The 8,117-nt window shown below is 71.0% G+C and carries 9 protein-coding genes; 4 read left to right on the forward strand and 5 right to left on the reverse strand.

Annotation, left to right across the window (positions count from 1 at the left end; translation table 11 throughout):
• Positions 1-195, reverse strand: a 195-nt coding sequence (locus tag DEIPI_RS40000; protein ID WP_027482300.1) for a hypothetical protein, incomplete at its 3' end; no start/stop codon positions are given.
• A 188-nt stretch (positions 196-383) separates the two neighbouring features.
• Here DEIPI_RS40000 and DEIPI_RS35620 point away from each other — a divergent pair.
• The 3 genes from DEIPI_RS35620 (at position 384) to DEIPI_RS31480 (ending at position 4,344) form a co-directional block, all read left to right on the forward strand.
• Positions 384-1,181 carry a carboxypeptidase-like regulatory domain-containing protein gene (locus DEIPI_RS35620; protein WP_027482301.1) on the forward strand — a complete coding sequence of 266 codons (798 nt, stop codon included), beginning with the start codon at positions 384-386 and terminating at the stop codon, positions 1,179-1,181.
• Between the two features lie 82 nt (positions 1,182-1,263).
• Positions 1,264-2,280 carry a DUF4352 domain-containing protein gene (locus DEIPI_RS0115000; RefSeq protein WP_027482302.1) on the forward strand — a complete coding sequence of 339 codons (1,017 nt, stop codon included), beginning with the start codon at positions 1,264-1,266 and terminating at the stop codon, positions 2,278-2,280.
• Between the two features lie 153 nt (positions 2,281-2,433).
• Entirely contained in the window at positions 2,434-4,344 is a 1,911-nt protein-coding gene (locus tag DEIPI_RS31480) for a Kelch repeat-containing protein (protein ID WP_052351753.1), read from the forward strand.
• A gap of 3 nt (positions 4,345-4,347) precedes the next feature.
• On the opposite strand, the gene DEIPI_RS0115010 is transcribed toward DEIPI_RS31480, so the two are convergent.
• Genes DEIPI_RS0115010 through DEIPI_RS0115020 form a run of 3 tightly spaced genes read right to left on the reverse strand, consistent with a single transcriptional unit; the run spans position 4,348 to position 5,831 of the window.
• Positions 4,348-4,857: a PaaI family thioesterase gene (locus DEIPI_RS0115010; protein ID WP_027482303.1), complete on the reverse strand. Its 510-nt coding sequence runs from the start codon at positions 4,855-4,857 to the stop codon at positions 4,348-4,350.
• A gap of 56 nt (positions 4,858-4,913) precedes the next feature.
• On the reverse strand, positions 4,914-5,372 hold the full coding sequence (locus DEIPI_RS0115015) for a DUF4350 domain-containing protein (RefSeq protein ID WP_027482304.1): 459 nt from the start codon (positions 5,370-5,372) through the stop codon (positions 4,914-4,916).
• Between the two features lie 9 nt (positions 5,373-5,381).
• On the reverse strand, positions 5,382-5,831 hold the full coding sequence (locus DEIPI_RS0115020; protein WP_045234422.1) for a response regulator: 450 nt from the start codon (positions 5,829-5,831) through the stop codon (positions 5,382-5,384).
• A 289-nt stretch (positions 5,832-6,120) separates the two neighbouring features.
• Here DEIPI_RS0115020 and DEIPI_RS0115025 point away from each other — a divergent pair, with 289 nt between their 5' ends.
• Entirely contained in the window at positions 6,121-7,836 is a 1,716-nt protein-coding gene (locus DEIPI_RS0115025; protein ID WP_027482306.1) for a PAS domain-containing protein, read from the forward strand.
• A 17-nt stretch (positions 7,837-7,853) separates the two neighbouring features.
• Here the strand turns inward: DEIPI_RS0115025 and DEIPI_RS0115030 are convergent.
• Positions 7,854-8,117: site-specific integrase (locus tag DEIPI_RS0115030; protein WP_027482307.1), on the reverse strand; the 264-nt coding region annotated here is incomplete at its 5' end.

The following is an 8,117-nucleotide window of genomic DNA, read 5'->3' on the forward strand; positions in this document are numbered from 1 at the left end:
GGGCACGAGGGTGCGCAGCACCGTGAGCGCCGCGAGCGACACGATCGCCGCCGCCAGCGCGGGCGACCGCTGCGAGAACGAGGGCGCCGCGCGCCTCGTGCTCACGTCGCCGTACTTCTCCTTCAGCACCTGCCGCGTCACGTCCTGGGGCGGCGTGTCCTGCGGCCCGGTTCCTTCGTTGCGTTTCTCGTTCATCTCTTCACGCTCCCCGCGCCGCGAGTGCGGCGCCTCCTGATGGTCGGGCCTGTGACGCCGTGATTGTTGAGCGGCGCCCCAAGAGGCTTCCACGCATGAGGCGCCCTGACGTCATGCTCGCGCCATCCCGCTCCGGGTAGCGTCCGGGCAGAAACGGGGCGGCCCGCCGGGCCCCCGAAGGAGCCATCATGAAGAAGTCGATTGCCGCGCTGCTGCTGCTGACCACCCTCCTGTCCGCCTGTACCGAGGTCGGGGAACCCACGCCGGTTGGAGGGAACAATCCGCCGCCCGTCGATACGAACCCGGGCGATACGACCGGCCGCGCGGGGTTCATCACCGGAACCGTCGTGAACGAGCAGGGCACTCCGCTCGCCGGAGTCGAGGTCGTCGCGGACAACACCCTCTCCTACGACAGCAACCTCATCACCACCACCGACGCGCAGGGCCGTTACAGCATCGACGTGCGCGGCGCGCCCGTCACCTTCAACATGTTCGCGACCCTGCGGATCAGGTACGAGAGCTACAGCGTCGGCGTGGACCTCGTTCCGGAGAACCCGGAGACCGTCGCGGGCGGCGTGGGCGGCGTCCGCAACTTCACATTCAAGCCCAAGCCCGTCTCGGAGGCCGACCCGTACGGCAACCTCGCGTGCGTGTTCCTGGAGCACGTGCCGGGCGAGTACGACGTCGACTTCTCCAAGGTGACGGTGAAGTTGAAGTCGGTGGGGACGCTCGCCGACGGGACGAGCAACGTGACGCGCGACCTGAAGTTCGTGCAGAGCGGCTCCGGCTGGGTCGCGGCGAACGTCATGTGGGGCACGTACGAGGTGACGGCGACGATGAACGGTCAGCCGCTGGAGCTGCGCCGGCGGGTCGAGGGCTACAACGACAACCCCTGGGGCGCGACGTACACGGGCGGCTTCACCAAGAACTACTACGCCGTGCGTCCCAACATGTACCTGGAGGTGCGGACGCCCCGGTCGCAGTGACGGTTCCCGTCATCCTCACGTCACGATTCCCGCTCTACCGTCGTCACGACCGTGCCCGAGGGCATGCTCCAAGGAGAACCTCATGCGTACCCATCTGCTGTTCGCCGCCGTCACCCTCGCCCTGTCGTCCGCCGCCGTCGCCCAGACGCCCGGCAAGGCGGCCCCCACCCAGCCCGTCGTGCAGGGCACGAAGCAGCTCGACGGCGAGAACGCGAAGCTCGGGCAGACCTTCACGATCGGCAAGCAGAGCCCGCTGAACTTCACGCTGCGCGCCGCCGAGTACTCCACGAACCGCGTCGTCATCGGGGGGAACATCTACTACCCGAAGGCGGACGAGAAACTGCTGGTGCTGCGCTACACCGTGCAGAACCCCCAGAAGGGCGAGGTGCAGTACTACTGGGGCGACCTCGCCTTCACCGCCGTGGACGCCCTCGACCGCAATCACGAGTACGTGCAGGCCGTCGCGCGTGACGGCACGACCGACAAGCTGGAGGTGCGGCTCAAGCCCGCGCAGAAGATCGACGTGGTCACGCTGATCGTGGTGCCCGCCGCCGGACCCGTGCCGAAGCTGATCGTGCAGCGTCCCGGCGACCGCGGCGCGGCGGTGCTGCGTTACGACCTGCGCGGACAGGCGCGGCCCGTCGCGGCGCCCGCCGCCGACCCGGCGGACACGAGCGGCTCGACGGCCCTCGCGCGCGTCCCGGCAGCGAAGGGCAAGCCCGTGCAGCTCAAGTACTTCGACGTGACCTTCCAGGACGCGGCGTTCACGACCGAGCCGCTCGGTGGGCGAGCGCCCGCGCCGGGCAAGCGGTACCTCACGGCGACGTTCGTGGTGCGCAACGGCCTCACGCGTGACGTGCAGTACTACTGGGGCGACTTCAAGGCGAGCCTCAGGGACGCGGACGGCGAACGCGTCGAGTACAACCAGACGATGCTCAAGGCGAGCCGCGACGAGAAGTCGAGTGGAACGCTGCCCGTCGGCGAGGACGTGCGGGTGCGCTTCTTCTGGGAGCTCCCCGAGAAGGTCGCGGGCGACCGCGTGCAGCTCACGGACGAGTCGGGCCGCACCTTCGAGTTCGACGTGAGCGGCGTGAAGTGAGGCGGATGGGCGTGTCGTCCCGGTGAGGAACACCGATTTCAGCGTTTCGTTAACGCCTGTTGCTCAAAGTGGGAGGTGAGAACCGGGCCGGGCCGTCCGTGACGGTCCGCGCTCGCCATGCCGTCCACGACTCACGTCACCCACGAGGAGCACATGCCGTCCCTGTCACATCCAGATGTCCTGCGTCCAGCGGTCCCGCGTCCCTGCCGTGCGGGCCTGCTGGCCCTCACCGTCGCCGCGAGCCTCGCGGGCTGCTCGCAGCCTTCGTCCCGTTCGGGCGGGGCGCTCGTCGTGGACCCGCAGGAGCTCGTGACGAGCGCCCCGCCGGGTGAGGCGAGCGGTCCGGTCGCGCTCAGGATCGACAACCCGGGCGGGGCGGCCGTGACGATTCGGAGCGTGAACGTGTCGGGCGCGCACGCCGACCGCTTCGTGGTGGGAACGTCCCTGCCCCTGACGGTTCCGCCGTCCGGTGCAGTGAATCTGGACGTCACCTTCGTTCCGAGTGGGAACGTGGGGGTGCTGGACGCGGCCCTGCGGATCGAGGCGGACGGCGCGGCTCCCCTCGACGTCGGTCTGTACGGGCTCAGCGGCGGCGGCGCGGGCCCGCAGGACGAGCCGTCCCTTCAGCAGATCGTGGACACGCTGGGATTCAGGGTGGACGTCGGGGCCGCCGCTCGGGTCCTCCCGACGAGCGCGCCGCCCATCGGTCAGGAGGTGCGCGCGCCCCTGCTGCGCCGGGCGGGCGAGGGTCCGGTGACCCTGCGGGCCGTCGCGCGCTACACGCCGCAGGAGGCGCTCAGCTTCGGCTTCTACCGCCCGGACGCCACGCTGACCCGCACGTCGGTCGCGACGGTCGCCGCGGCGGCGGCGCAGACGCTCACCCCCACCCTGCAGGACGGTACGGACACCTTCGATCCGGGTGACGAGCTGTTCGGCGTGTTCGTCGGCGGCGCGAGCTACGCGCCGAGAACCAGCTTCACGGAGGACGGCCGGAACTTCGCGGGGGGGCACTCGGCGCGCGTGTACCCGGCGCGGGACCGCGAGGGGCGGCCGCTCCCGCACGAGTACCTCCTGGCGTTCGATCAGGACGGCGACGGTGACTATCAGGACCTCGTGCTGGCCGCGTCGAACGTGGAGCCCGTCGACGCGTCGCTCGCGCTGGGCTTCGTCTCCTCGACGGCGGGGACACCGCACTTCGAGGCGCAGGGCGCGGCGGTGGGCGGTCGCCTGTACGTCTTCGGCGGGTTCGATCGCTACGTGAACCTGCTCCCGAAGGTCACGACGCGTGTGAGCGCCTTCGATCCGGCGACGGGCGAGTGGCAGGCACGCGCGCCCCTCCCGGAAGGCCTCACGCATGCGGGCGTGGCCGTGGACGGGTCCACCGTGTACCTCGCGGGCGGCTTCGTCGGCGATCACCCCGGACCGGCCACCTCGCACGTCCGGGCGTACGACACCACGACGGACCGCTGGTCCTCCCGGCCGGACCTGCCGGGAGCGCGGGGCGGCGGCGCCCTCGTGCGGCTCGGACGGGACCTGCACTTCTTCGGCGGGACGCAGCGTTCGGGCGACACGTACCTGAAGGACTTCGGGGACCACTGGGTCCTGAACCTCGACGCGCCCGCGCAGGGCTGGCAGTCACGCGCGCCCCTGCCGAATCCCCGCAACCACATGGCGGGCGTGGTGATCGGCGGTGAGATCCTGGCCGTGGGCGGGCAGCACCTCGGGGACGAGGTGTCGGGCAACCAGTCGAGCGTGGAGCGTTACGATCCCGCCACCGACACCTGGGAGACGCGGGCGGACCTGCCCCTGCCGCTGAGCCACACGAGCTCCTCCACGTTCGTGTGGCGTGATCAGGTGCTGGTGGTGGGCGGCGTGACGAACGGGCAGCGCAAGAGCGCGACGGTGTGGAGCTACGATCCGCTCTCGAACCGCTGGACGGCCCTGTCGTCGCTCCCGGCGGCGAGACAGTCGCCCGTCGCGGACGCCGTGAACGGCCGGGTCGTCGTGAGCGGCGGCGAGGACCAGGCCGGGCCGACCGCCACGACGTGGCTGGGCGTCCCCTGAAGTTCAGGGCCGCAGCAGCAGGCAGGTGGTGGTGGCGTGGGCGTAGAGGCGGTCCTGCTCGTCGAGGAGGCGCGCGTGGGCCGTCGCGACCTGCCGGGAGACGCTGATGACCTCCCCCACGGCCCGCACGGGCCCCTGCCCGACCCGCAGGGGCCGCAGGTACTTCACGGCGAGGTCCACGGTCGTGTAGCCCGTCCCGGCGGGCAGTTTCGTGTGCACCGCGCAGCCGAGCGCGGAGTCGAGCAGCGTGGCGTACACGCCGCCGTGCACGCTGCCGATGGGATTGTAGTGGAACTCGCGCGGGGTGAGGCGGAAGGTGACGCGGCCGTCCTCGATGTCGTCCTCGGTGAGGGTGTAGTCGAGGGCGTGCATGACGGGCGGCGGCGGGTAGACGCCGCGCGCCATGGCGCGCAGGAACTCCAGTCCGCTCAGGTCGGGCGCGGCGGAGGCGCTCAGGAGAGGATCCTGCCAGGAGAAGGTGCGGGTGCGTTCGGAGTGGGCGTCGTGCGTCATGGGTGAGACCTCCGGAAGGACGGTGGTCTCACCCTACGGCATGCACCGACGGGGCGTCAGCCTTCGTGCGAGAAGATCGCGAGGGAGCCGACGTAGCGGCAGGAGACGTGGCCGCCCGCCTGCAGCAACTCGAGGGCCTCGTGCGCCTGGTTGCTGGGCATGTGCAGCACCGCGGCGATGTTGAGCAGCGTGTCGTTGCGTGAGCGGAGGTGCTCCAGGACGACGCGCGCCTGGGGCGGGAGCTGTTCCCGGTCGGGGCCTCGTGGTGTCGGGATGCGGGGCGTGACCACTCGGTACATGGCCGACGGATGCCCATGGCGCGGGACGAAGTAGGGCCTCAGCGTGCCCTCGTGGCAGAGTTCCTCGATCGCGGCGCGCACGACGGCGCGGGTGAGGCCGCTCTCGGTGACGAGGTCGTCCTCGCGCCAGTCGAGGCGGGTGGCGAGGACGCCCTGCAGTCGGGCGCGGGCGTCGCGGACCTGCTCGCGGAATTTGGGGTGTTCGTGGTCGCGCATGACGTCACCTCAGTTCAGCAGGGAGGCCAGCACGGTCGTGAGGGCCTCCTGGAGGTCGGGGAGGGTGACGGGCTTGACGAGGTAGGCCTCGACGCCGAGCGCGCGCGCGGCGCGCTGGTCCTCGGGGCGGGCGGAGGTGGAGCACATCACGACGCGCAGTTCACGGGTGCGGGGGTGCGCGCGCAGTTCACGCAGCACCTCGAAGCCGTCGAGGCCGGGCATGTGAACGTCGAGGAGGACGAGGTCCGGGGTAGGTCCCCGTTCGTGACGGAGGTGGGCCAGCGCGTCGAACGGATCGAGGACGAAGGTCACCTGCGCGTCGGGCGCGCATTCGCTCAGCGCGAGACACGCGAGTTCCACGTCGAGCGCGTGGTCGTCGATGACGAGGACGTGTCGGGGACGCGGGCGGACGTCCTCGGGAACGGCGGTGCGGTCGGCGTTGGTGGAGATGTGAAACATGGGAATCTCCATGACGAACCTGGCGGGTCCGGTCGGGCTGGACGCGTGGGCCTTTGTCGTGAGGCCGGTGAGCTGGATACGAGGGAACCCGTAGAGTCAAGTTAAGGCCTGTTCAGGTCGAGTGAGCGTCGTTGCGGCCTTAAGAAAGACGCCTCGGTGAAGGCACTCGTGAAACACCGTCCCACATGCTGTGAAATTCTTCATAATCGCGTTCGGCAGGGTCTGTCCGTTCTCAACGGACCTCACGTTGCCTACACTGGACACAACGCGACCACAGCCGGAGGGACCCATGACCGAGGCCTCCCCGCCGATTCCCGAATTTCCGACCGGAACGTTGCGTGAACGCGACCTCACGGACGCCCTCATGCAGATCGCCCGCAGTCTCGTCGTCCTGACGGACCGCGCGGGTCACGTCGTGCGCTGCAACGCCCTCGCGGCCCAGTTCCTGGGCCTACCGCCACAGCAGGTCGTCGGCCGCACGGTGGCGAGCCTCCTGCCCGACGACGCCGCCGACGCCGCCCGCGCCTTCTTCGAACACCTCGACCGCACCCCGCCCCGCAGCAGCACGACCATCGTGATGCGGCGGCACGACGGGGAACGCAGGTTCATCTCCTGGACGAACGTGCCCCTCGAGGACCCCACCGGACACACCGCGTTCGTCCTGTCGAGCGGCGTGGACGTCACCGTCTCGCCGGCCACGCCCGGCGAGGTGCGCTTCGACGCGGACCTCCTCGACCTGGTGGACGACGCCGTCACGATCCTCGAACCGGACGGGCGCGTCCGGAGCCTCAACGCGGCCGCGCGGCGCCTGTACGGGCAGTCCGACGAGGAGGTGCGGGGCCAGGTACTCGACGAACGCCTGCGGGCGAGCGGCGATCTCTCGCCGGAGGAGGCGCGGGTGGCCGTGCTGCGGCACGACCGCTGGACGGGAACGATGACCTACCGCACCCCCGAGGGCGACCGCGTGACCGTCCAGTCGCGCCGCGTCCTGCGGCGTGACCCCTCGGGCGCGCCGAGCTTCGTCGTGCAGGTGGACCGTGACCTGCGCCGGGGTGAGGACGAGGCGCGCGAGGCGCTCGTGGAGCGCCTCACCGAGGAGCGCGCCCGACTCGACGCGGTGGTCCGGGGGCTCCCGATGGGTCTCCTCGTGATCGACACGACCACCTCCCGGGTCTCCGTCACGAACCCCTCCTTCGAACGCCTCCTCGGACACGAGGTCCAGCCCGGCGCGACCGTGACCAGAACCCTGAGCGCCGTCACCACCGTCGACGGTCGGCCCGCCACGCACGTCCTCGTGGAGGACGTCCTGCGGTCGCCTGGAGGCGTGACGCACGCCGAACTCAGGGTGGAACGGCCCGACCGTTCGATCCTGCGCGTCACGGCGAGCGCCGCGCCCGTTCACGACCGACTCGACCGGATCGTCGCGATCGTCGTGACCCTGCGCGAGGCCACCCTTCGCGCGCCGACGCCGTCCGCTTCCCTCCCCGCCAGCTCGATGTCCACCGAGTTCTTCGGGCGGCGGTTCGGGCGGGCGCTCGGCACGCTCGGTCACCCACCGCTGGAAGGGCGGCTGGTCGCGCTGCTGCTCCTCTCCCCCACCCCGGTGTCGCTCTCGAACGCCGCGCGCACGCTCGGCGCCACGAAGGGCGCCCTCTCGAAGGTCGTGCACGACCTGCTGGCCCGCCACGACCTCATCGTGACGCGCGCGCCGTCCACGCGCGAGCACCACCTGTCGCTGCCGGGCGGTACCTTCCTGCGTGACCTGCACCAGCAACGGGAACTGAGCCTGTCGATCGCGACACTGACGTACGCCATGCTCCGCGACAACGCCGACCTCGATCCCGACGTGACGGACCGCGCGCGCGCCTTCGCCGATCTGCGCGCGGCTCACGCGGGCGCCCTCGACGGCCTGCTCGCCGAACCCGCCGAGGTGCAGCGGCGCGAGGTCGGCGCGCACCTCGCTCAGAACTGGGACGCGGTCGTCCCACGCCCCGACGACGACTGACCCGCCGCCCCGGCGGGTCAGTCGAAGCCGCGCTCGATGAAGCGCAGCGTTTCCGCCGCGTTCGCGTGCCCCAGCAGACCCGCGATCCACCCGGGCGGGTTGCCCTGCTCGTGCAGGTTCACGGCGCAGGACCAGCGTAAATCCGCGACCGTGAAGTCCGCCCCGACGAGGCCCCGCACCTCCCGGCTGACCTTGCGCACGACGTGATTCACGATGTCCGGCGTGATCGCCTCCGCCGCGCCGGGGCGGGCGGGCAGCAGGGCGTCCGCGGCGCCGCGCGG

It is taken from the genome of Deinococcus pimensis DSM 21231 (genome assembly GCF_000519345.1).
In the GTDB taxonomy this organism is placed as follows: domain Bacteria; phylum Deinococcota; class Deinococci; order Deinococcales; family Deinococcaceae; genus Deinococcus_A; species Deinococcus_A pimensis.

Bases quoted from the DNA above. Each gene is read 5' to 3' on its own strand.
- DEIPI_RS31480 (WP_052351753.1), top strand. From the start codon at position 2,434: ATGCCGTCCCTGTCACATCCAGATGTCCTGCGTCCAGCGGTCCCGCGT.
- DEIPI_RS0115015 (WP_027482304.1), bottom strand. From the start codon at position 5,372: ATGCGCGACCACGAACACCCCAAATTCCGCGAGCAGGTCCGCGACGCC.
- DEIPI_RS0115020 (WP_045234422.1), bottom strand. From the start codon at position 5,831: ATGTTTCACATCTCCACCAACGCCGACCGCACCGCCGTTCCCGAGGAC.
- DEIPI_RS0115000 (WP_027482302.1), top strand. From the start codon at position 1,264: ATGCGTACCCATCTGCTGTTCGCCGCCGTCACCCTCGCCCTGTCGTCC.
- DEIPI_RS0115025 (WP_027482306.1), top strand. From the start codon at position 6,121: ATGACCGAGGCCTCCCCGCCGATTCCCGAATTTCCGACCGGAACGTTG.
- DEIPI_RS0115010 (WP_027482303.1), bottom strand. From the start codon at position 4,857: ATGACGCACGACGCCCACTCCGAACGCACCCGCACCTTCTCCTGGCAG.
- DEIPI_RS35620 (WP_027482301.1), top strand. From the start codon at position 384: ATGAAGAAGTCGATTGCCGCGCTGCTGCTGCTGACCACCCTCCTGTCC.